This window comes from Desulforegula conservatrix Mb1Pa (assembly GCF_000426225.1).
In the GTDB taxonomy this organism is placed as follows: Bacteria; Desulfobacterota; Desulfobacteria; order Desulfobacterales; family Desulforegulaceae; genus Desulforegula; species Desulforegula conservatrix.
Genome location: NZ_AUEY01000071.1, coordinates 1 through 19,815, shown reverse-complemented (window position 1 = coordinate 19,815; position 19,815 = coordinate 1). Strand labels below are relative to the sequence as shown.

The window sequence follows — 19,815 nt, the reverse complement described above, 5'->3', positions numbered from 1 at the left end:
CTTGAACTTTAGGCGGTTCAGTTATTGGAGACTTCTTCTTATTCCAGGATCTGTCAAACTCTGTGAGTCCACCGGCAGAGCCGGGGGTTTACTTATGATTAATTATTCCCGCAAAACGCATGGCCGTTGACATGGCTGAAGACATGGTGCCGTTGACTTCTGACAGGGTGCGCTGATAGGTTTTTGATGACTCTCCGAGATTATTGAACCCGGTTTTCACCTGATTCAAAGCATCTGAAGCCATGTTCTTCGCGCTTATTATTATCGAGACCCTGTTTTCCGCCATAATTCAGCCCTGTTTTAAAATACTCTCATCTTCGCGTTTATTGCCTGCCTCAACCTGCCGAGGTCTTCCCATATCTGCATACTCAGATCATTGGCCCGGAAAGGAAATCCCCCCAGTCCCAAAAGATGCAGCTTAAAGAGATGCAGAACATATTCATGCGTCGCCGGTCTGTGTGGACATTCCTCACATCTTGAATCAAACCCAGGCCTGCATTTTTTCTCTTTGCGCTTTTCGCCGCATCCTTCGAGCATGAGGGTTATTTCATGCTCAAGATCTTCTATGCTGCCGACAAAGGGCTGGTATCATCACCTTCAGTCACGAACTCGATGTCGTCGGTTCCCTTATTTGCGCCCGTGCCTTCAAAAACCTGCTGGGCAACAGCTGCAACAACATCAGGAGAGTTGTCCACAAGCAGCTTTTTCCAGTCCGCCCTGTATCCGGGATCAGTCTCAACCGCGCTTATAGCCACGCCATTAATGCCGAATGTGCCGGGCTTGAATCCGGCGAGTATTGCCTCTCCGAATTTTATCCTTGTTGAATAAACCTTATTGACCACCTTCTTTCCCTTGCGCTCGAACATGGCTGCCTGGAAAGCTGCCATTTCCTGGGCCGTAGGATTGCGGTAATGCATTTCATGAACATCACCTGTGCGTCCGTCTGTTATCTCGATCGTATTTTTATCAGATGCAAAATCTCTCATTGTTTCATTCCTTTATGTTTATCGTAGATAGGATCAGAGCATCCTTTGCTCGTAATCAGACAATAATTCTGTGGTATTTATCTACCCAAGCTCGACATATCTGCCGAACATGCCGAGGGCCGGATCATTCTTCTTAGTCGTGTCGCCCAGAAGCTGCCCCTTAAGCGGAAACTTGCCGTACTCGCGAGCTATGAGCGAAAGGCTTCCCGGATCGAAAGACACCCTGTAAAGATCCACAAGAACCTTTTTACTGTTAAGCGTATTAATCCCCTTGAACCTGATCCATCTCTCCGGGGCATTTGTGCCGAAAATAGCCATCTTCGCCACCTTGTCGTAGGAGTAGCTCGCCTTGATTGGCTGAGTAAGGTCAGTAACATCCAAAAATTTTACAGAGCCGTAAGTAAGGTCTGCCTCGTAATCGACACCGGCCTCAAGCGTCTGGGGTGTCGACGGAGTGCTGTCTTTTAGCACCAGAGAAGAAATCAGCTGGTGTGGAAGAAGACCGGTTACTCCTGCCGCGGCAGTTATCGGAAATGCCCAGTCCGTGGCAGTGCCTGCCGCGATATCCGAAGAGACGCCATAAAGGCCCAAGGACAGATTTTCCATAAGAAGCTCTTCGGACGACAGCGATATGTCGGCTTTTTTGGCTTTAACCAGAACAGAGTCCGTGGTGCGTTCGCCTGTGAAGTCTTCTATATGCTCGGTCTTATCCACTGACAGATTGATTTCGAATTCAGGGACATTGCCCATGAAATTCAGCTCTGTGACATTCCCAGACGCGTCTCTTTTGCCCAACCACACCTCGCCCTGAAAGGAAAAATATTCTCTGGCCATTTCATGCTCCCTTTATTTTTGATTGTTTAATAATCATACCTGATTCGCGCCTTCATCCGCCTCGATACACCTTATCGAATGCCCCGGATCTATCTTCTCAAGCCCGGCATCTATTATTTTTGATACAGGATGCGTCCACGGAATCTTCCCGCCGTTTGCTTTCTTTATCTTCCCGATCCTGCTTGAAATGGTCTCGTCAGGATCGCCTCCGCTCATTGCATTGCCGAGCTGGTCAATAGCTATGAGAATATTCAGCCCCCATTTACTGATTGCAATCATGCTCACCTCTTTGTTGATGTGGAATAAACCGCTATGTAAACCGCCATATTCCCTGATGCTGGCATTGCGACCGGATATTCCATTTCCCTGCGAAGCGGCAGCCAGCCGGTTGCGATGGTCTTTCTGTCAAGCCTTGATTTCAGGGATTCAAGCAGATTGTATATTTCGTCTCCGCCCTTGATCTGCGCTCCCGGAGCAAGATTGCACCTGCATCCCGCAAGAACGATCAGCTTGACTTCAATTTCATCCATGCCGCCAGCTGGCCTTGTTCTGATAATGCCAGGAGCAAGATAAACAAACGGCGCAAGATTCGTCATTCCAGTCAGATTCTTTGCAGCTGCCTCATCAAGTTCACCAGCATAAGGCGCAAGAGTCTTTATGATTCCGGCTGTTTTCATGTCCGCGAGCTTTTCCATGGCCGCTTTTTCAAGTTCAAGATATTCGTGCATTTAAAGGCCCGCCTCTCCTAAAATTTTTGCAGCCAGACCGCTCACAACAGCATCTATGTCTGCCGCGTTTTCTGCCGATATCCCCAAATATGGCCTTGCCGGTATTCTCACTTTATGTCCTCTGCCAGCCAGACCTCCCACTTGCTGAATAGCCGCGTATACCCTGTTTGCTGATACCTCTGCCTGCTCATCTGAAATTGCCTTTGCCCTTATGGAATCAAGCAGCTTGCCTTCCTGGTGAAGCATGTGACCGGCTTTGCCAAGCTTCGCGTAAAGCTTCACAGTTGCCGGACTCCAGTCAGGCCATTTTGAACCGTCCGGCCCTGTCTTTTCATTTTCTATGCGCCGTCTGGTCTGGGTTTCGACTTCTGCGGCCACAGCTGACACAAGCTTCCTCTGAGCTCCAGGAAGGCTGCTTATGAGACTGCCGATTCTCAAGCTGACAAGGTCAGCGCCTTCTATTGTGACTTGAAAGCTCATAAGCCCCTCTTAAAGATCCTCGGACTTGATGAAAATTCCACACCAGATGAGGCAGTGCCTATTTCTGAAGCAGAAGAGATTTCACCTTTGCCGATATGCCTCAGAAGATTCAGGGAATCATCGTACCTTTTTCTGTACTCATCGACATAAGATCCCGCATCATGGGCCATCTGATACATGATGATGTCACAGCAAATCCGGGTTTTAAGAATATCCGCAACTGTTCTGCCCGCGATATACGCGTCCATTACAGCCGAAGCGTCAGAGATTGCCGCCTCTATGACATCGCTATCAGGAATCCCGTCACCGTCTTTATCGCTGACAGCCAGGACAGTATCCTCTCCAAATCTTTTCTGAATATCCGCAAGCGTTGCGTAAGGCATTTAAATCTCCCCATAAAAACCGTGGCGTAGGTCGGATTAGAGCGCTCTTTGCTCGTAATCCGACATCAACCAATGACTATGCCAGATAAGGACAGACCATTACTCTTGCCGAACCTGTGTAAACATTGTCCGCTCCGTTTGCCAGCCTGTCGGCCTTGACAATATCGAGTGCCGCTTTTTCAAGCGAAGGAGGAACAACAAGAAGTCCTGGATTCAGATTCAAAGGCTTGCCTCCGTCTCCCTTTCTTCCTGTCATGGCTGCTCTGACCTTGGTGTAATTCTCTGTATTCAGATCCACCTTGGCTGCATGGGCAAGCTGCCAGAGTCCGTATCCGGCGTTAACGCGGCAATCCACTCCGTAACGGAAAGCGCTGGATGTAAAAACCTGCTCATCATCCATCTTGTCCATGGCCACAAAAGAATAATCCCTGCGCTTCTGGAAAATCAGGGGCTTTACGGCTCCTGAAACATCGAGGAGCATCCACGGAGTTCCAGATCCTGCTTCAAGATTCGACACGCTCTGGCTTTTGCCGTTTGCGTCCTTAACCGGATGATCGGCAGCGAAAAAAGCCTTGCCGTCATAACAAAGGCCAGTGAACCCGCCCGCGAGCAGAGCGAACACAAGCTCATCAGGATGATTCTTCGCGTCTATGCCAAGCTGGGAAATCATGGGGCTGAAAACGCCATAGGCATCATCTTCCATTGCTTCCCTCGGCACTGTTACTGTATTTTCAAAGGTCTTGTTCTTGATCGTATAGTCAGAGACCGACAGGTTCTGAAGAACCCTTTCGCCAATCCACTCACGGAACTTGGTGGAAGATCCCATCCAGCCGTATGTTTCCTGAGCGGTTGAAGAACGAACAAGGGTGGCGACGTCCATCCATTTCGGATCGGCCTGTTTTGTAAAAGCATCGTTGAATATGGTTTTAAAGCCTGTATAAACCGACTTTAATTTTAATGCGTTTATTGGTTGCATGTTTCCTCCTCATTAAATGGCCTGATTAAATGACAGGCGGCTTGACCCACACGCCAGCAGAATCGATTCCCACAACAGTTCCTGCCACAGGCCTTGCTCCGCTGCCGTCGACTCCTGCAACGGTGTTGTCATCAAGCACGTAACAGCTTCTGAACATATTGGCCTGGACAACAGCGTCGCCTGCTGTGGCATTGTCCCAAAGGTATGCTTCGTCCCTTCCTACAAGAACGCTTATGGCTCCGTTCGCGCCTGCGGAATTATCCGCCAGCTCATTGGCCCGGCCAGCCACCTTTAGCGTAGCAGTTGCCGAACCAGGCACCGCGTAACCTGAAGCGTTCACGGCCACTATGGAACCGGCGTATATTTTGGCGGACGCGGCAACAGGCAGGCTGACAAGCCGCGCTCCCTTTGATGGTGTATCCCTGTCAGTTGTAAGTGCTGCCATTAGCCTTTACTCCCCACGTTTTTAAGGTAATCTTCCTCTGATATGCCAAGATTACGGCATACCGCCTTTTCCTCATCACTCAGACCCGCGCTTGATTCAGGCTTCTTTTTATCAAGTCCTGAAACACCTGCTATCTCAGGAGCCACCTTTACAAACTCCCTGAATCTGTCCAGTCCGCCGTCAATTCTGCACATGGCTCTGTGATAATCAGCTGTAGAGGGAGTAATCTTGCCTGCTTCAAGAGCCTTGGCGACTTCGTCGTCTATTTCCTTGTCAAGCTGGGCCTGCGCTCCTTCTTTCAGAAGCTTTTCCGCGTTCAGCGCCCTCTGGGTCATCGCGTCAAAATCAGGCCTTGGAACATACTTGTCCAGAGAAGGGGCCTGACCATCCGCCTTTGCCTTGAGCGCAGATACAGCGTTCAGCGCCTTGTCCTCGTCCGAGCCTTCCGGAAGCCCGAGGGCTTCGAATACTTTTTTCATTACTGCCTCCCCTTGTTCATGTGTCTGTTGATGGTTAAGGGCCTCAAGCCTCAAATTCGGCTGGTTTGTCAGGGCAGCCGAAGTTATCCGGACAACTCTTCCGGTAGCCCGGTCAAAAACAAAAACCGGGGAAATATATCTGTATTCCTTTGATTCCACTGCGTTTCTGCCTGACTGTGTCCAGTCTGCCCGGCCTGAAATTCCTCCGTCAGCGTCAACTTTCAGCTCCTTAAACCATGCAGCGGCAGGAGCTGGCAGACCCTTCGGAGCCTGGAGTTCTGTGGAATGCTCGAAATCAAGCGGGATATCCCTGGAATCCGAATTAAATGCCGCAACCAGACTCGCCGGATCATCCATGCGCCAGCTTCTGCCGTCTCTTCCTTTGATCTCAGGGCCGGGCGGCATAAGCCTTACCCAGTCCGGAGCAGCCGGAGTTTCACCAGCCATGGTGATTTCATGATTGAGTGCTCTTTTTACGGTTTCCATAGTCCTTGACCTTTCAAGTCCACTGATTTATTATGTTTTTAGCTAAAGCGGATGTGACACGGTAATATTCTCCCGGCCGTAGCACAGACTCCTGTCTGGAGCGTTATGCGGGGTAGCCACTTCAAGTGGATTGGGGGGCCTCGCCATCCGCTTTTTTATTTCCTTTTTTAAGCAGTCTGCGTATCTCTTCATCTCTTTTGACTTCATCACTGCTCAATCTTCTAAAACTTGTCATAAACACGGCCTTGCCTGTTTTGGTGGATTTGATAGCTGTCACGTATCCGTTTTGATCTTCCAGAATAAACACAAGCGAGCTTGGTGAATCCTGAACCGAATAACCCAGAGTCAAGACCTCGTGAATTCTGGCGTATTCATCATTAGAAAGTTCAGGATGCCTTCTGATCTGCTTGTCCATCGTCTCCGGAGACAAAAGAACGACTCTGCTTTCAGCGCCTATGTCAGCCATATTCCTTTCTGAAAGGACTCCAACAGGGCAGTTGCCGGTCATATCTGACATCCACGATTCAAGAAACCCGCTCCGCGCAATATCTGAAACCGATGCGGCAGCATCTGTATAATTCGCGCTTTCAAGCCTCTGCGTCAGATACTCAAGACTTCTGACCCTTCTTGCGGCAGCACCCGGATTTGTGTCCCAGCCAGGATCTATTCCTTCAGGCACTCGTTCAATTCGGCCTGTTCTTGTATTTTCCCACTCCACGTATCTGATCTCAGGAGCCGTTGTTCTCACCGGCATGTTTTCAGTTCTGAGATGTCCTGTAGGCAGACCTGTTTCAGGGTTTATCTCAGGCACTGAGTTCGCCATGTCAGGTATTCCGTCACGTCTCAGCCTTGCTGCTTCATGTTCGGATATAGACCGTGCATGGCATTTGCACCCCCAGCCACTGGGCGGGAAATGAGAATTCCAGAACGGATCATTCACAGGAAGCATCAACCCGTGCCAGCTCACATGCTCAGGCCTGTGTTCCCTTGAAGGCCCGATCATATACATGATGTAAGGGTGAGAATCCTGGGCCTCCAGTATCCTTTCCCATTGACCGGCAGCAGCAGCTGTTCTCAAATTTGCGTCATAAATGGTTCTGAGCCTTCTTGTGCTTCCAAGCTGGGCGCTAACCATTTCACCGGTTCTCGGATCAGGCACATCTATTCTTCCCCACCAGCCCTTTGCCCTTAATAATGGCTCAAGGTTTGCGGAAAATTCCCGGAATGTCTGTCCGCCTGCAATTGCGCCATCAACCGCGCTTCTTATGTCAGAGAGCACATCAAGCTCCATTGCCTTGGCTACTGTGAATGATGTGGCGTGTTCTTCGCGCCATACATCCCGGTAATCAAAGCCGGGTCTTAATTCCTTTGCCCTGAAAAATGACAAAGCCTCATCAGGCGGATCTGCGGGGAAGGTAAACTTCAAGACAAGCCCTCCGCATAACCCTTGCCCCTTGCCTCAAAAGCCCGCCTCGCCAGATCCTCAAAAAGCTTTTGTGAACCTGCCTTTTCCGCAATTCCCGGAAGGCCAGCCAGAAACTCATCAAAAGATCCGCATTGTCCCGCAAGCTCAAGAACCGCGTTTGCCGGGCCGTCCATCTTTTTCCATTCCGCGAGGCCGTCGATCACCATTTCATCAATGGCATCGGCCTGAAGTGGAACGCCTTGCTGTAGGTCGCGCTGAGCCTGCGAAGCTCGACATAAACCGCCAACATCAAGATTTTCTCTGTTTGCTGCCTTTTCCGGCTTGATATCTCCCAAAAGCACAGCTCCAGGAGCAGGATCTGCAAAACCAAGTCTGTCTCTGACCTGGCTCGCCTCGATGCCAAGGCCGCCAAGGGGAACAAGCTTTGCCAGGGCTTCTGCCATTGTATTTATGTCTTCGGCTTCCCTGACAGGCAGGGTAAGGCGCGGATATTTTTCTTTTTCCCCGAAATTGAGGATAATGAACGGAATGACCAGATCCCGGTTCAGGGTCTCTTCAAGCTGATTAGCGTCAGCCCTCAGAATATCGATCCTCACCTCGTTATGAACCTTTGCCTGGGCCTGGCTCGATCCGTCGTCCGATGTCATGGTCTGGCCAAGCACGGCTTTTGACATCTGCCTGTCGAGCCATTCAGCCAGGGTCAGAAAAAGCTTGTCTCCGCCTGTTCTGGCAGCGTCCTGAAACTCGATCCTCATTGAATCAGGAATGACACATGCCGCGTCAGAACCAAGATTCGCCACTGCCGAAACAAGCTTTCTGATGTCAGCAGGTTGGGCAGCGGAACTGTATCTGCCAATCCTGAGCGGCATGCCGAAAACTTCGGCAAAGCTCATCCAGTCGGACACAGTCCAGACCTTGCACATGTAAGTCGCGGCAGCGAGTCTTGCCAGACCGCTTCTGACCGCGAGACCCGATTTAAGCCGTGGTATGTGGGTAATGAATTTGTAAGGAGGCAGGGAAACACCAAAGGCATCGGACTGATCCATAAGCTTCAGTTCCCGGCCTGTTACCCTGTCGAACACAAAGAAACGAGGATCGCACCATTCGTATCTTTCAGGAGTCCATACAGCCTTTGTGCGGTTCCAGATTATTTCTGTGACGGCATAACCCTTGCCCAGACTGTCCATGAGATCATCAACCAGGGCAGTGAATCCCGGCTTTGTAGAAAGATCACGCACAGCATCGGCAAGCTTCACGTCTTCAGCAGAATCAGACGCAGCAACCACTTCAGGCTCCAGACCTGAAACAGCTCTTTTCCTTACTCCCAGAACACTTGCGTAATGAGGATCACGTTCTTCCATTTCCTCGGCCAATTCCAGCTGGGCATGATGATCTCCTGCGGCAGCCTCCCTTAAAATAGCCGCAAGCCTTGCCGGAGTAAGCGTCTGGCTGATGGATTCAGGGTGCCAGGGATTCCTGATTCCTGAGACGCTTGGAATCGCAATCTCTTCGGATAGTTTTTCCGGTTCGATTTTCTTTTTTAACCAGTCGAATATTGCCATTTAAACCGCTCCCCTCATGAATCCCGCAGTCGCCTTTACTTCACGCCAGTCTTCCGGTTCTTCTTCCCATCTGGAATCTGTTCGGCTTATGACTGACTTTACGCTCCTGTAATCAAAGCACTCAGCCTCGAACCCGCTCCTTGCCGCGGAATGGGCAAGAGCCAGTGAAACACCCGCATCTCCGTGTCTTTTGTTGCCTTCGGCGTCCGTGGTTCTTTTTTCAGGAATCCTCGCGACTCCGCGCACAACCTTGAAAGCCCTCATGTCAGCGAGGATGTCCTTGTCGGCAGGTATTCCGTAAATTGAACCATCTTCGAGCGCGGCCTTGAAAGGAGGCATGTTCTCCAGATACCAGCCTTCTGAAAGCATCAGCTGGATGATTCTTCCCGCTCCGTATCTCTGGGCAGCGACTTCTGCCAGATATTGACCATTGCCCCTTGCGTCCATCACTCCGCCGAGGAAACCCGGCAGCCGGTCGACTATGAAGAAAAGGATCTGGGCCTGCTGATGAAAAGGAATGTTCCTCATTTCGAGCATGAATGGCGGCCTTAATCTCAGATCCTGCTCCCTCATAAGGGGAGTCACGACAGTCAGGTCTCCGTTTCTGGCAAAGTCCTCACCAAAGACGGTCTGCACTGTTTCCGGAATGGCACTGAGAAGAGGCAGAAGCATTTCCTCGCACCATTCAGCAATGTCAGCCTCTCTTTCTGATTCTGGCAGAAGCGCGAAAGCATCTGTTCTTTCAATCCTGACCACCGGAGTGTCAGGATTCATTCTCGCTTCAATAAGCCCGATTGGCAGATATGTTCCGCCGCTCTTGCTCGGAACACAGAAAAGCTCTTCCTCAGAGGCATCTCCATAAAAGTCTATGAGGTTTTGACGCCATCTGGTTTCTGCTTCAGGACTCCATTCTTTCCCAAGCTTGATGCAGATTCTTTTGTAAATTCCGTCTTCCAAGGCTTCATCAAGGGTCACCCTGTGCAGGCTGTAAGGTTTTTTGCCTGACCTGACCTCGGTAATGACTTCGTTGAATTCGTTATCCACGCCGTTGTGTGTGGAAATGATGCGAACCTTGCCGCCCCACATCAAAAGAGCCATTGCCGCTTTCAGAAGTTCTCCGAGCTGTTCGTGGAAAGCAGCTTCATCTATGATAACCCGGCCCTGCTTGCCTCGAAGGTTGGCAGGTCTGGATGAAAGAGCCGTGATGCGCCAGCCTGAATCAAAGCGGATCACAAAGGAAAGAATGGACTTGCTTTCATCTCCATCTTTAAAAACTTCTTCCGTTTCTTCGATTTCTCCCGCCGCAAGATTGTAGAGCTTTGCCCACCAAGCGCAGTACAGAATGAACTCGTAAGCCATGTCCTTGTTGTAGCCGATGTACCAGGCATTCATGCCGGACTTGGCAGATGCCTCAAGCGTTGTTATTCCAGCCTCAGTCCATGAAATGCCTGTACGTCTGGACTTTTCTATGATGGCCACTTCTGACTGATCTTCGGCCCAGGCCTTCTGATATTGAACAAGCGGATCGGCAAGCGGATCAGTAATTTCGGTAATTGTCATGATGCTATCCCCAGTATCCTACGCTTGATCTCGTCCACGGTATCATCACTAAGACCGCCTTTTCTGGCTGCCTGGACAACTGTGGCCGCCGCTTCCTCTGCCTTTTTCTTTACCTCTGAAGCCCATTTCTTCTGGGTAACAGAAGCCCGGCCAAGTTCTGCCACTGCCCTTGCGAGGGAACCAAAATTCACTTTTGCAGGGTCAACTTCCAGATCTATAAGGACATTAAAAAGCTTGTCCTGAACCAGTCTCATGAGAGCATCGTTTACAGCACCTTCATCATCGGGTGAGGCATCGACAATAGCCTTGGCCTGTTCTGTTGAAAGTCTGACAGCCGCGAGTCTTTTTTCAAAATTCTGCCCGTATCTGTGGATGGCGCTCTTGCTGATCTGATATCCGCGCTCTTTAAGCTCATTTTCGAGCAGCTGATATCCGCTGAAATTGTTTTCAACCAGAGTTGTGTCCAGCCACTCTTTGACCGACTGTGGCAAAATTTCTATGCTGCTGGGTTTGGGCATTTATTCAAATCCATCCGGGAAGGTGTTTAAACACCGTTTAAAAACTCTTCAACCTGCCTTTTGAATCATCAGGGCGGCTTTTGCTTTTTAGGGCCTTAAAAACGATTTGGGCGCGACAGCCTGTTCCCCCTTTCAAATGGGGCCGGGGGGATTCAATAATACTTCCCAGGCCTCGCAATGCCCGGCTCGCATTCAACCGTATATTCAACCACATCAACCCCGTACCTGATCAGAGCCGCAAACCATCTTCCGCATGGTTCTTTTTTCAGATCCACGAGCTTTCGGTCTTCCAGATAATCAAGCTCCCGCCTTAACTCCAGAGCCGTTGCATCAGTATAAATACCCTGGATGGTCGCAAGTATCAGCTCCTCATAAGCGCCTATGGGCCTGGCGTTATTGAGGGTCAGGAGAATGTACCAGCGCATTGATTCTCTTCTGGTTTTTGCAGGATCTAACACTCGCGTAATCCTTTCAGTTGCAGGTTTTCTATTCTCATGGCCACGCCGTCGAGCTTGGCCTCGATTATCGTCTGATTGCGGATATAGTCCTCACGCCGGACATATTCCCTGGAAATGACGTTCTGATATTTGAGAAAATCCTTCTCAAGGTTTTGCCAGCCCTTTGCTTCCTCCCGGAAACTGATCATCAGGGTAGTGAATTTGTCTTCCCAGTTCTTGGCTGTTTCCGCCCTGATTGCCTCAAGGCCCACGAATCTCTGATCCAGCCGCTTGTCAGTCTGGGAAAGCAGAATTTTCCCTGCCGCGAACACAAACCCTAAAAAAGACACCAGGAGCAGTCCAATTCCAGACAGGAGCGGCCAGAATTCTATCGTTACAGAAGACATTTTTTATCCCTTCGTAAATGTGCCGATGAGGCCGACAATCCCGATCCCGACGAGAACAATGGCCTCTGCCTGGTCTGGTGATATTTTTGCGCCGAGCGCAGTTGCTATTAAAACAAGGCCGCGCCATGTGGACGGCTCTTTGAGCCTTTCAAGAATGTACTGTTTCATGATCCCTCCATTGTCTTTTTTCATGACTTTATAGGGCCGCCGCTGAACATTGAATGGTGTTGGTATTCGCCATGAACACAATATGCTGATTATGCGACGCTTAAACTTGTAGGTCGGGTTAGGGATCAAACGCTTTTACTGATCCCGTAACCCGACATAATTGATGACGTCGGGTTACGAGCAAAGGACGCTCTAATCCGACCTACGGCTCAACGATTCCCCCTTTTAAAGGGGGCAAGGGGGATTTAACAAATAACTCCTTCTCCGACAGCTTCGAGGGAGAAGGCAGGGATGAGGGGGAAACATAATGCTCGCGTGGGGAAACAGAGTAAGCCCTGAATTCAGGGCAAAAGTGAAAGAAATGGCTGAAAGGCTTGAAACAGATCCAGACTGGCTGATGGCCGCGATGGCCTTTGAAACAGGCGAAACATTCTCTCCGTCTGTAAAAAACGGCGCAGGAAGCGGGGCAGTGGGGCTGATTCAGTTTATGCCAGCAACAGCGAGAACTCTTGGAACAACCACAGATTTTCTTGGAAGAATGAAACCTGAAGAACAGCTTTATTACGTGGAATCCTACCTGAAACCATACAAGGGCAAGCTGAAAACACTTGAGGATGTTTACATGGCCATCCTCTGGCCTGCGGCAATTGGCAAACCGTTAGATCATGTCCTGTTCAGGAAAGATGATCCAAAAGCTCCGAAAAGATACATACAGAACAAGGGGCTTGATTTCAATATGGATGGAGTTGTGACAAAGGCGAAGGCTGCAGAAAAGGTAAGGAAAAAGTTGGAAAAAGGGCTTATGTCTGAATGCCGCCTATAAACAAAAACCCCGGAAGCCTTTTTAAAGGTTCCGGGGTTTTGTTATTTTATTCTTCTGGCTCATGTTTGAAATGGCGGTTTTGAATGCAGCTAAAATGTTGGGTTATTTGCATAGGGCGCAATTAACCCAACCACGCAGCTTATTCTCACAAGGCCAAGAGAAGTTCCGCATTCTTTATTTGAATCATAAAGACTCTCAACAGAATCAAAAATATTCCCGGGATTGCCAGAAATAATCTTCCACCTCTGCGCCCAACCGTCTTTTTCAGGATGGATTACATCACCAATCTGAAGAGCTTCATATTTTATATTGTAGCTTTCAGGCCTGCTGTCGCTACTGGCGCTTCTTATTACGGCTTTGATCCATTGATATTTTTTAAACTGCCTGTCACCATCAAGATACCTGTATCTTACAGGGTAAAGACGAATCTGTTTCTTTGAGTTTTTTTAAATACCAGTTGTACAAACAGTTTCAATGTGCCTTGTACTGTATTCAGGATAGGTCTTTACAGTTATGAGAATTTCTTTTTTCCCCATTCGTTCATGGCAAGCTCTGTTATAATTGAAAATTATAAGAACAGAATAAATAAGTATACTGTCCCCGGAATTCTAAGTTTCAGGTTTTGGAGATCCATTCAGAAAAACGGCTTTGGATAAAAGAATTCACATAGTTGCGTTTAAGGCAACAAATACTTATTTTAAGAGTAAATAAAAATATATATTATTCACTTAAACATCTCGAATCATTTGCATGCCCCAGCAAAATAACGGCTGGTAATCGCTGGTGGAGGTAAAGGTTGCCAGCAAAAAAGGAGGTTTATATGTGGAAGACCATAATGAACCCGTCTGAGGTGCAGAATGCTTAGACTTTTAACTCTAATTGTAATTAATTTTATTACTTTTATTGTTAATAGATTTAAACCTTCTAAAACAACAAAAAGGACTCGAGTCAAGTTTCAAGCTTGTATAAGAAAAATTTTTGTTGTGAGCCTGACGATCACCTTTTTCTAGTCTCAGAATAATTCTGAGGCGTAGTCCCAGTATTTATACTGGGGCTTTTTATATTTTAGTAATTCTGGGGGACACCATACTTAATTGCTATCTTGCCTCACTAATTAAGTATGGTGTCTCCAGAATTTTTAAAAGATTGATCGAGCAATTTTTCTATTGAATTAGATATTACTTCAGGTGAAAATTTACTCATTTCAATTTCATTAATACTAGTGAATGAGCAATTTGAAATATAACCATCACAGGACACCCATATTGAGGTTTTATCATCTGGGCAATTATCACAGCCATCATAACAAAAAAACTTTATCAACTTAACTCGTACTCCGTTTTTTGCATAGAGCACGGATTCCCTTTTTTCTGTTTGAGAACATTTTTCAAAACCAATAGTTTTCATATTAACATCAAAGACATCAAGATCAGTTTTGTACTTATCATAATCAAAAAAGTTTCTATTTATATCATTAATGCTAAGTTCCAAAAACCTGATTTCTACATTATGAAAACTTCCATATTCATTTATTATGGCACTTATGTTTTCAGTTGTGTTAGTTACCCCTTCTACCAAAACACAATTTAATTTCGTTGAAAAATTATTTTGTATCAATAATTCTATAGACTGTTTAACTTTATCAATAATCGTCCCATCACGGTTTATCAATCCAAATATCTCTTGGTTGGTTGAAGGTAAAGAGATTGCTACATCCAGATCTTTATACTTTAGCAACTTCTTTAACTTTTCTGTCATAGTACCATTGGTGACGATTGATACAAGTTGGTTTGCTTTCTTTGTTTTATAAATAGAGTCTATTATGTTTTCAATATCTGTTGAGCATAATGGCTCACCACCTGTAATTTTGATTCGGTCAATATCAAAGAATAAGTTCAACTTTCCTATTATATTTTTTATATTTGCTGAGTTCAAATGATTATATAAAGATTTATGCCCTTCAGCACAGCAATAAAAACAACTTAAATTGCATTCATTAGTTGAAAGTAGCCGAACTGTTTTGATTTTATGTTTATTGCTCATCTATAGAGACTCCTTTGCTCAATGCTAATTCAGTATATATAAAGTCAATAGTAATTAATAATGAAATCAAAACAAGTGCCAGTATATACGCATCAGGTTTTTGCGCATACAATCCAAAAAAACTTACTAAACCGCCAATACCCAACAAACTTCCGATTATTTTTTTCGCTTTGAAATAAAAATTTAGTTTTCTGTAAACGGATTCATCATATTTGGTTTTTCTTATCACAACATGCTCATCATCTTGAATGATTCGTTTCTCAATATCTATATAAGACTCTAATTCAGACTCCTTTGTAATAGGGAGTAAATAAGTTTTCTCAAGAGAAAAACGACCGTCATATGGGGTCATTTTCCCGTAAATTTCATGAATTTCTAGTTGAACAAGTTTTTGTTTAGGATAAATTTTCAGAGGTACAGGGGAATTGTTAATAACCTGTAATGAGATAATAGAATTCATGCCAAATCCAAATTTTGTCATTGTGCAATGCACAGACAAACCCAACCTAGAGTATATGCTTCTACCGCTGACATATCCGTAATATCTAGGTGATTTCATGTTTATTCTTTCTAATGTTGGAAGGAATATGATCTCCTGTGGTTTTAGGATGTATCCCATAGAATTAAAATTGTGCTTTACAAACAATTCATTAGCGAAATTATTAGTTATGCTCAGTGTATTTATATATTTAAAGTCATCTCTTATTTTAAAAAAATATTCGCCTAATCTTAAATCAATTGAGTCACTTCCGACTTGATGATCTTTATTAAAAGGATAATCCTCATTTGTTGAGCTAATCTCAATAACCCCTGTCTCTAAAAGTTCTATTATGTTGTGTCTGCTTTGCATTCAATATCTCCAGAAAACATGCTTTTAAATGGATCAATATAACTATGAATTTAACGGGAATCTATGCCGCGCCGAAGCTGCACTGGGTCAAGCGACCACTTTGATTTCGTCGGAATGATCAAATCGCTATGTTCCCTTATGAAAAATTATCAAGGTTTCATTTCCCATGTGTCAATCGGGAGATTGAAATGATTAATAGTTGAATTTAAACGTAAAAAATATTTATAATCTTCCTGTTCTTCAAGAGTCACCGACCACCGGCAAAGCCGGTGGCATGGAATTCTGAACCGCTCAAAGCGGTAAAAAATGGGGATCACCTAAAGGTGATTAATCAAACAGTCTTAATTGTTCAATTCTGCGGTCCTCGTGTTCTTGTTTTCTAATATAATCTCGAACCGCCAGCTCATCTTTGCCAACTGTCGATACATAATAGCCTCTTGCCCAAAAATTCTGACCGGTAAAATTCTTTTTCCGGCCACCATAATTCCTTGCAATGCTTATTGCACTCTTCCCCTTTATAAAGCCTACTAATAAGCATATGAACATGATCTGACATCAAGTGGCCTTCCAATATTGCACATTCTTTTTGCCTGGCCAAATCTCGAAATACATCTCCCAAATATTTCCTCAATTCTACATAAATAGTCTTTTTTCTATACTTTGGAATCCATACTACATGATACTTGCATTCCCAGGTACTATGGCTTAGGCTTTGTCTCTCGCTCATTGAAGTCTCCTTTAACTTGAACTTTAGGCGGTTCAGTTATTGGAGACTTCTTCTTATTCCAGGATCTGTCAAACTCTGTGAGTCCACCGGCAGAGCCGGGGGTTTACTTATGATTAATTAAAACAACACCAGCTCGCTTGCCAGTCTGGAGGGAGTAGTAGAGACTCTGGCCTATTGCCTCAGCCCATTTTTTGCCGAAATCAAATTCAACCGCGTTCACATCAGTAATGCAGTCGCAACGTGTTCTATCAGGTAAAACAACCTCTGATTTTCCTTTTTGTTCATCACACCACTTATTCTGATACCATTTTTCAGGATGTAAATGTCCAGCAAGGGCCGCAGAGGAGATAAAAATAGTACTAACAAGCAAGACCAATATTTTAGTATTCATTAATAAGTTCACCCTTAGAATCGTTATCAATATCTTATTTTGACTATATTTCTCAGCATATATAATGCTGTTTGTCCATCGTTTTTTTACTTTTGGTTAATATCCATTAGATGCAGTAACTATAATAAAGCCCGTAGTTTTAGGGGGTGCGGGTGTAGATGGCGTCGAAGGAAAGCGGCTGGCCGGAATCTGTGTTAATGCTTATTATCTGGCGGCAGTGGTATTGGTTTTGGAGATGTGGGGGCACGATTCTTAATTTAAAAAGAGGTTAACATAAAATTAACTATGGATGTCTCCAGAACTATAGGGTGTGCAAATTGAGTGAAAAACTTATATTCTGGAGTTCTGGGGACACCATACCTAATTGATGAATTAGCAGAATAATTAAGTAAGGTGTCACCGGAACTAAGCATATGAGATGAAGCTTAAGATACCGCTAAATCAAAATTATACGCCAGAGTTTACGCCGTCTGTGTTAGTTTAGGTGAGGTGTTTTTTCTTCTTGACAATAGTTATCATGGAAGGTTCCCGGAATTATTATATGCTTTTAACTTCAAAATGCGCAAAAGAATTTTCAAATGCTGTCACTCTAGTTAACAATGAAACTACAACAAAGTGACCGTAGAACTCATGAATGACTGTTATAGAAGAAGTTAAGTCATCTGACTTAATAGCCTCTAAAAAGTCAGCTCCAATAATTTTAACTTTATAGACGTCTTCACTGTAACCATTTTTGCTTTTTGTTTTAAATTCCAGAATATCAGCAATGGAACTGTTGCCAAGAAAATTTTCTGCCCAGAACATTTTTGTCCTTGTGGCCTCATCATGAATACTTCCATCTTCATTGCGTTCATCAAGGTTCATGTATAGATGACTAAGAAAATAATTCTCAGGATTAATTTTTTTTTTAGTTTTATTGTATAGAATCCCATGGGTAAGACAATTAAAAAAAGAATCTAATCTTTCCCTATCGACCTTAAACCTATATCCGTATCTTTCCTTGGTTAAATTGCTAAATACTTTTTTGAACAGGGCCTCATTGTTATGCATTAACTGAGGTTTAACTCTTGTTTCAAAGACTTCAACTGCATCATCTTTTTTCTCGACAATACAATTTGTACATATATTGATGAGAGCATATAAATCATTTTTTGTTTTTTCGTTGTTATGGAGCTTACATGATTTTACAGTCATTAAATTAGTTTTTTTTGAATCGGGAAAAAATGATTTAGGTGGAATATGTTCTTTTGAATTTGCATGACTCTCACAACCTGGATAATAACATTTCGCCATTAAAACCTCTCTAAATGTAGCTATAATCTTTCCTAACTGTAACATAAGGGGGTTCTGGGTTTATCTCGTGTTTAAGCAAATAAAATGGCACCACAAAATTCCAACCAAACCTAAGCCGCTATCAAGAAATAAATCGAATCCTTACAAGGCATAAAAAAGCTAACGAAAGAACTGACCCCCAAAAATATATACTTCTATATTTATGAGAAATGATACAATAATAAATAATTCCCAAAGGTACTGAAAATTCAAAACCAATATTTCCGATTAAAAGAATAATTAACGAAGCTGGGGCATAAAATATACTGCTATAATTTTCCGTGTTCTTAGTATTTTCTGGAATTAGTGACTTTGAAGTTAAGTGAACCCCTAAACAGAATAAATTTGGTGCAACAGCAAATTTGATTAGCGAATGAAGATCCTTGTAAGAGTTGCCGTTAATCTTGCAAAAAAGAAAAAAAACTCCTATTATAAACAAGAAAAAAGAACAAAAGAACGCAATGCCTGGTTTTGTCAAAAAGTTATCAATATGCTTTTTTTCATTTGAATCTTCAGACGCTTGAATAATTATATTGTTTTCTGCATAATAAACAGAAGTAGATAAACCAAAAAAAGAAGAAATCATCGACGATATTGATGCAATTCTAAAGGATTTGTCAAATATTTCAGAGTAATCGTCTTTGAAGTGTTTCTTCAGCATATCATACGGACTACCTGGGATATCTATTATAAAAATAAAGCATATTATACCAGATAGCGCCACTATTAATAGAAATATATCTAATGGTTTGATATTTTGACCCAAATGAGTCGAAAGAGTTAATACTGAAAAAAGATTTGTAATATTATGTAAAAAAAAATCATTGCTAACTTCTAAAGGAAATGAGATTGATCCCGCTTTGCATAAAATGATGAATATAAGTAATGGAGAAGCTATTCTTGTTAATCTCGTATAGAATAGAGTGAAACTTATTGGTAATTTAGAGTTTTTTGTTGTAGTACTCTCACTTATAATCTCAAATAAAATCAAAATAAACGTAAAAACAACAAATATCAAAATTGGAGTAAAGTTGATACCAGGCTTGTTAGGTTCAATAAAGTATTCAAGCCGTGTGATATTTGAAACAACAGGAGGGGCTTGAACCTGACATAATGCAACACTAGCCAATAGTGTTCCTATACCTGCTTTTACTCCAATTTTTATTGGTTCTGGCAACTTATCTAAAAATTTTTGGCGATATGAAATATTTTCACTAACTGATTTCGATAAAAAATAAGCTATAATGCTTGCAATTACTGTCGCACTAACTAAAACAATGGGTTCCTTACCTTGAGCATATGCATGCGCCAATAATGTCGCAACACCAACACCTGGAGCAAGTATAAAGCTAACTTTTAGCGACGCAGCACTAGCACAAGTGCTTATTGCCATAACAATAAAAACAATAGCAGTGAGGACTTGAAATTCATAGCCTAATGGTTTTGACAAGAATGCTGCAATAGTAAATGGGGCATATAAAACAATCTGATTACCACTCTGCTTCAGCCATAGAAAGCATGGTTGATGGCATGGGTGGAGTCCTAAGAGCAACATAAATCAGTCTGTGAATCATGGACGGCAGATCATATCGGCGATTGAATCTGTACTGAAATTCTGCCAGGTACCGCGGAACATGCTTGCGATTAATTGCATGATAAGTACCTTTGAGCGCATTTTTTAAGTTACCAAGTATTATATTGACCCATTTGAAGGATGGATGCTCTACAGCTGCTTTACCACCTCCAGTAACATGGGGTTCGTGCTGGAAACCAG

General features: G+C 44.3%; 24 protein-coding genes and 1 pseudogene. 1 reads left to right on the top strand and 24 read right to left on the bottom strand.

Annotated features, from left to right (window positions below; translation table 11 throughout):
- Nucleotides 1–88 precede the first annotated feature (88 nt).
- From K245_RS0117535 to K245_RS0117450, 17 genes are all read right to left on the bottom strand, one after another.
- The gene (locus K245_RS0117535) at nucleotides 89–286 is read right to left on the bottom strand and encodes a hypothetical protein (RefSeq protein ID WP_027360263.1); all 198 of its coding nucleotides are present in this window, start codon (nucleotides 284–286) and stop codon (nucleotides 89–91) included.
- Between the two features lie 277 nt (nucleotides 287–563).
- Nucleotides 564–986 carry a hypothetical protein gene (locus tag K245_RS0117525; RefSeq protein WP_027360261.1) on the bottom strand — a complete coding sequence of 141 codons (423 nt, stop codon included), beginning with the start codon at nucleotides 984–986 and terminating at the stop codon, nucleotides 564–566.
- An 81-nt stretch (nucleotides 987–1,067) separates the two neighbouring features.
- Nucleotides 1,068–1,820: a phage tail tube protein gene (locus K245_RS0117520; RefSeq protein WP_027360260.1), complete on the bottom strand. Its 753-nt coding sequence runs from the start codon at nucleotides 1,818–1,820 to the stop codon at nucleotides 1,068–1,070.
- A gap of 33 nt (nucleotides 1,821–1,853) precedes the next feature.
- A complete protein-coding gene (locus tag K245_RS0117515) occupies nucleotides 1,854–2,099 on the bottom strand; it encodes a hypothetical protein (RefSeq protein WP_035277486.1) in 246 nt (81 codons plus the stop codon).
- A gap of 2 nt (nucleotides 2,100–2,101) precedes the next feature.
- Nucleotides 2,102–2,548: a hypothetical protein gene (locus tag K245_RS0117510; protein WP_027360258.1), complete on the bottom strand. Its 447-nt coding sequence runs from the start codon at nucleotides 2,546–2,548 to the stop codon at nucleotides 2,102–2,104.
- Nucleotides 2,549–3,028, bottom strand: coding sequence for a phage virion morphogenesis protein (locus K245_RS26915; protein WP_051284327.1), 480 nt, complete (start codon nucleotides 3,026–3,028; stop codon nucleotides 2,549–2,551). It lies immediately after the preceding gene.
- On the bottom strand, nucleotides 3,025–3,411 hold the full coding sequence (locus tag K245_RS0117500) for a gp436 family protein (RefSeq protein ID WP_027360257.1): 387 nt from the start codon (nucleotides 3,409–3,411) through the stop codon (nucleotides 3,025–3,027). The genes K245_RS26915 and K245_RS0117500 overlap by 4 nt, the downstream gene beginning before the upstream one ends.
- 76 nt (nucleotides 3,412–3,487) lie before the next feature.
- On the bottom strand, nucleotides 3,488–4,387 hold the full coding sequence (locus K245_RS0117495; protein ID WP_027360256.1) for a Mu-like prophage major head subunit gpT family protein: 900 nt from the start codon (nucleotides 4,385–4,387) through the stop codon (nucleotides 3,488–3,490).
- Between the two features lie 25 nt (nucleotides 4,388–4,412).
- Nucleotides 4,413–4,832: a hypothetical protein gene (locus K245_RS0117490; protein WP_027360255.1), complete on the bottom strand. Its 420-nt coding sequence runs from the start codon at nucleotides 4,830–4,832 to the stop codon at nucleotides 4,413–4,415.
- Entirely contained in the window at nucleotides 4,832–5,797 is a 966-nt protein-coding gene (locus K245_RS0117485; protein WP_027360254.1) for a phage protease, read from the bottom strand. The genes K245_RS0117490 and K245_RS0117485 overlap by 1 nt, the downstream gene beginning before the upstream one ends.
- Before the next feature lie 121 nt (nucleotides 5,798–5,918).
- On the bottom strand, nucleotides 5,919–7,223 hold the full coding sequence (locus K245_RS26910) for a phage head morphogenesis protein (RefSeq protein ID WP_051284325.1): 1,305 nt from the start codon (nucleotides 7,221–7,223) through the stop codon (nucleotides 5,919–5,921).
- The gene (locus K245_RS0117475; RefSeq protein WP_027360253.1) at nucleotides 7,220–8,785 is read right to left on the bottom strand and encodes a DUF935 domain-containing protein; all 1,566 of its coding nucleotides are present in this window, start codon (nucleotides 8,783–8,785) and stop codon (nucleotides 7,220–7,222) included. The genes K245_RS26910 and K245_RS0117475 overlap by 4 nt, the downstream gene beginning before the upstream one ends.
- Nucleotides 8,786–10,345 (bottom strand): terminase large subunit domain-containing protein, encoded by a 1,560-nt coding sequence (locus tag K245_RS25160; protein ID WP_051284323.1) that lies wholly within the window; start codon nucleotides 10,343–10,345, stop codon nucleotides 8,786–8,788. It abuts the gene before it with no gap.
- The gene (locus K245_RS0117465; protein WP_027360252.1) at nucleotides 10,342–10,863 is read right to left on the bottom strand and encodes a DUF3486 family protein; all 522 of its coding nucleotides are present in this window, start codon (nucleotides 10,861–10,863) and stop codon (nucleotides 10,342–10,344) included. The genes K245_RS25160 and K245_RS0117465 overlap by 4 nt, the downstream gene beginning before the upstream one ends.
- A gap of 152 nt (nucleotides 10,864–11,015) precedes the next feature.
- Nucleotides 11,016–11,321: a hypothetical protein gene (locus K245_RS0117460; protein ID WP_027360251.1), complete on the bottom strand. Its 306-nt coding sequence runs from the start codon at nucleotides 11,319–11,321 to the stop codon at nucleotides 11,016–11,018.
- On the bottom strand, nucleotides 11,315–11,707 hold the full coding sequence (locus K245_RS0117455) for a hypothetical protein (protein ID WP_035277485.1): 393 nt from the start codon (nucleotides 11,705–11,707) through the stop codon (nucleotides 11,315–11,317). The genes K245_RS0117460 and K245_RS0117455 overlap by 7 nt, the downstream gene beginning before the upstream one ends.
- Before the next feature lie 3 nt (nucleotides 11,708–11,710).
- Nucleotides 11,711–11,875 (bottom strand): hypothetical protein, encoded by a 165-nt coding sequence (locus K245_RS0117450; RefSeq protein ID WP_198013921.1) that lies wholly within the window; start codon nucleotides 11,873–11,875, stop codon nucleotides 11,711–11,713.
- Nucleotides 11,876–12,182: 307 nt separating this feature from the next.
- On the opposite strand from K245_RS0117450, the gene K245_RS0117445 reads away from it, so the two are divergent.
- Entirely contained in the window at nucleotides 12,183–12,698 is a 516-nt protein-coding gene (locus K245_RS0117445) for a transglycosylase SLT domain-containing protein (protein WP_051284321.1), read from the top strand.
- Between the two features lie 1,110 nt (nucleotides 12,699–13,808).
- Here the strand turns inward: K245_RS0117445 and K245_RS0117435 are convergent.
- The 7 genes and pseudogenes from K245_RS0117435 to K245_RS25140 form a co-directional block, all read right to left on the bottom strand.
- Nucleotides 13,809–14,741, bottom strand: coding sequence for a radical SAM protein (locus tag K245_RS0117435; protein WP_027360247.1), 933 nt, complete (start codon nucleotides 14,739–14,741; stop codon nucleotides 13,809–13,811).
- Nucleotides 14,731–15,591 (bottom strand): dCTP deaminase domain-containing protein, encoded by an 861-nt coding sequence (locus K245_RS0117430; RefSeq protein ID WP_027360246.1) that lies wholly within the window; start codon nucleotides 15,589–15,591, stop codon nucleotides 14,731–14,733. Before K245_RS0117430 ends, K245_RS0117435 begins: the two co-directional genes overlap by 11 nt.
- 327 nt (nucleotides 15,592–15,918) lie before the next feature.
- A pseudogene (gene tnpA, locus K245_RS25155) lies at nucleotides 15,919–16,318 on the bottom strand (IS200/IS605 family transposase).
- Between the two features lie 103 nt (nucleotides 16,319–16,421).
- Complete coding sequence (locus tag K245_RS25150; protein ID WP_051284319.1) at nucleotides 16,422–16,709, bottom strand: hypothetical protein; 288 nt, start codon at nucleotides 16,707–16,709, stop codon at nucleotides 16,422–16,424.
- Nucleotides 16,710–17,246: 537 nt separating this feature from the next.
- Nucleotides 17,247–18,047 carry a hypothetical protein gene (locus tag K245_RS25145; protein ID WP_051284317.1) on the bottom strand — a complete coding sequence of 267 codons (801 nt, stop codon included), beginning with the start codon at nucleotides 18,045–18,047 and terminating at the stop codon, nucleotides 17,247–17,249.
- 76 nt (nucleotides 18,048–18,123) lie between these two features.
- The gene (locus K245_RS0117410; RefSeq protein ID WP_027360245.1) at nucleotides 18,124–19,491 is read right to left on the bottom strand and encodes a hypothetical protein; all 1,368 of its coding nucleotides are present in this window, start codon (nucleotides 19,489–19,491) and stop codon (nucleotides 18,124–18,126) included.
- Between the two features lie 40 nt (nucleotides 19,492–19,531).
- The coding region (locus K245_RS25140; protein ID WP_027359741.1) for a transposase at nucleotides 19,532–19,815 on the bottom strand (284 nt) is incomplete at its 5' end.

Coding starts and splice junctions, on each gene's coding strand:
- K245_RS0117535 (WP_027360263.1), bottom strand. CDS start 286: ATGGCGGAAAACAGGGTCTCGATAATAATAAGCGCGAAGAACATGGCT.
- K245_RS0117525 (WP_027360261.1), bottom strand. CDS start 986: ATGAGAGATTTTGCATCTGATAAAAATACGATCGAGATAACAGACGGA.
- K245_RS0117520 (WP_027360260.1), bottom strand. CDS start 1,820: ATGGCCAGAGAATATTTTTCCTTTCAGGGCGAGGTGTGGTTGGGCAAA.
- K245_RS0117515 (WP_035277486.1), bottom strand. CDS start 2,099: ATGATTGCAATCAGTAAATGGGGGCTGAATATTCTCATAGCTATTGAC.
- K245_RS0117510 (WP_027360258.1), bottom strand. CDS start 2,548: ATGCACGAATATCTTGAACTTGAAAAAGCGGCCATGGAAAAGCTCGCG.
- K245_RS26915 (WP_051284327.1), bottom strand. CDS start 3,028: ATGAGCTTTCAAGTCACAATAGAAGGCGCTGACCTTGTCAGCTTGAGA.
- K245_RS0117500 (WP_027360257.1), bottom strand. CDS start 3,411: ATGCCTTACGCAACGCTTGCGGATATTCAGAAAAGATTTGGAGAGGAT.
- K245_RS0117495 (WP_027360256.1), bottom strand. CDS start 4,387: ATGCAACCAATAAACGCATTAAAATTAAAGTCGGTTTATACAGGCTTT.
- K245_RS0117490 (WP_027360255.1), bottom strand. CDS start 4,832: ATGGCAGCACTTACAACTGACAGGGATACACCATCAAAGGGAGCGCGG.
- K245_RS0117485 (WP_027360254.1), bottom strand. CDS start 5,797: ATGGAAACCGTAAAAAGAGCACTCAATCATGAAATCACCATGGCTGGT.
- K245_RS0117475 (WP_027360253.1), bottom strand. CDS start 8,785: ATGGCAATATTCGACTGGTTAAAAAAGAAAATCGAACCGGAAAAACTA.
- K245_RS25160 (WP_051284323.1), bottom strand. CDS start 10,345: ATGACAATTACCGAAATTACTGATCCGCTTGCCGATCCGCTTGTTCAA.
- K245_RS0117465 (WP_027360252.1), bottom strand. CDS start 10,863: ATGCCCAAACCCAGCAGCATAGAAATTTTGCCACAGTCGGTCAAAGAG.
- K245_RS0117455 (WP_035277485.1), bottom strand. CDS start 11,707: ATGTCTTCTGTAACGATAGAATTCTGGCCGCTCCTGTCTGGAATTGGA.
- K245_RS0117450 (WP_198013921.1), bottom strand. CDS start 11,875: ATGAAACAGTACATTCTTGAAAGGCTCAAAGAGCCGTCCACATGGCGC.
- K245_RS0117445 (WP_051284321.1), top strand. CDS start 12,183: ATGCTCGCGTGGGGAAACAGAGTAAGCCCTGAATTCAGGGCAAAAGTG.
- K245_RS0117435 (WP_027360247.1), bottom strand. CDS start 14,741: ATGAGCAATAAACATAAAATCAAAACAGTTCGGCTACTTTCAACTAAT.
- K245_RS0117430 (WP_027360246.1), bottom strand. CDS start 15,591: ATGCAAAGCAGACACAACATAATAGAACTTTTAGAGACAGGGGTTATT.
- K245_RS25150 (WP_051284319.1), bottom strand. CDS start 16,709: ATGAATACTAAAATATTGGTCTTGCTTGTTAGTACTATTTTTATCTCC.
- K245_RS25145 (WP_051284317.1), bottom strand. CDS start 18,047: ATGTTACAGTTAGGAAAGATTATAGCTACATTTAGAGAGGTTTTAATG.